Below are 1,350 nucleotides of genomic sequence, written 5' to 3'. Positions count from 1 at the left end.
CGCCTTCGCGGGCGGCGCCGGCGTCGTCCCCGCGGGCGGCCCGGTGCCGGGCGCGGGCAGCGCGTCTCCCGGCTCGGGCGGCGGCTCGGCCTCGACGGCCGGGGCGCCCGCGGTCGTCCCCGGCGGCTTGGTGAAGACCGTCCCGGCGCCCGCCGCGGCCCTCGCCCTGCCCGTCCCCCACGTCGACCCCTCCGACCCCAACGCGGGCTTCCTGGCGGGCCTGTTGGCGTCCGCGCCGGCCGAGCTGATCTCGGCCCTGGCGGCCGCGCCGGCGCCGTCGGTCGAGACCCGGCTGCGGCAGATCCGCGCCTGGCTGGAGAACGGCGACCACCAGGCCGCCCTCGCCTCCCTCCACGAACTGGAGGACGAACGGTCCGACGACTGGCGGGTGGTCTGGTACCGGGGCGTCGCCGCGCTGGTCACCGGCGACCACGAGGGCGCCGCGCTGGCCTTCGACGCGATCTACGACGCCTTCCCGGGCGAGCCCGCGCCCAAGCTGGCGCTCGGCCTGTGCGCGGAGGTGCTGGGGCAGCTCGACAACGCCGCCGAGTACTACCGCCTGGTGTGGTCGACCGACCCGAGCTATGTGAGCGCGGCGTTCGGCCTGGCGCGCGTCCAGCTGGCCGCCGGGGACCGCGGCAGCGCCGTCCGGACACTGGAGTCGGTGCCGGAGTCGTCCATCCACTACACGGCGGCGCGGGTCGCGGCCGTGCGGGCGCGGCTCCGGCAGCGGACGGCCCTCGCCTCCGACGTACCCTTCCAGGAGGACCTCGTCGCCGCCGCGGCGCAGGTCGAGGCGCTGGATGCGTACGGCCTCGACCCGACGCGGCGCGAGCAGTTGTCCGCCGAAGTCCTCGGCTGCGCCCTCGACTGGATACTCTCCGGTGGCCGGGACGCCGCGCCGGCCACCCGTGCGCTGCTCGGCAGCGAACTGGACGAGCGAGGGCTGCGCTTCGGCCTGGAGCGCTCGTACCGCACGCTGGCCCGGCTGGCGACCGGCAGCGAGGAAAGGATCGACCTGGTGGAACGCGCCAATCGTTACCGCCCCCGGACGTGGGTGTAGTCAATGTCGCAGATGCCCCGGCAGGCCGCCCTGCCGACGTGCCCGAGCTGCGCGGAGCCGCTCGACGCGGGTGACCGTTTCTGCGGCGCGTGCGGATACGACCTGTCCGCCGCGCCGTCGCGCCCGGACGACCATCCGACGCTCACGATGAACGGCTCCGCCCAGCCGGCTCCCGCGCAGCAGACGACGCACGGCACGGGGACGGCGGGAGCCGCCGCAGCGGAGGCGCCGGGCGCGAACGGCACGGCCGTCCCCGGCGCGGGCGGCGCCGTCGGCGTGCCCGGGGC

Annotated in this window: 2 protein-coding genes; both read left to right on the top strand. The window is 77.1% G+C overall.

Translation table 11 applies throughout. The annotated features are described in order from the left end of the window. On the top strand, positions 1–1,063 hold a 1,063-nt coding region (locus tag BG482_RS39840; RefSeq protein ID WP_141746733.1), incomplete at its 5' end, for a tetratricopeptide repeat protein. A gap of 3 nt (positions 1,064–1,066) precedes the next feature. Beyond that, on the top strand, positions 1,067–1,350 hold a 284-nt coding region (locus tag BG482_RS45760), incomplete at its 3' end, for a zinc ribbon domain-containing protein (protein ID WP_256096626.1).

Origin of the sequence: Streptomyces sp. LUP30 (assembly GCF_001746365.1) — a bacterium.
Taxonomy (GTDB): Bacteria; Actinomycetota; Actinomycetes; order Streptomycetales; family Streptomycetaceae; genus Streptomyces.
Note: the sequence above shows the minus strand (reverse complement) of the source record. Positions and strands in the feature narration are given on the sequence as shown.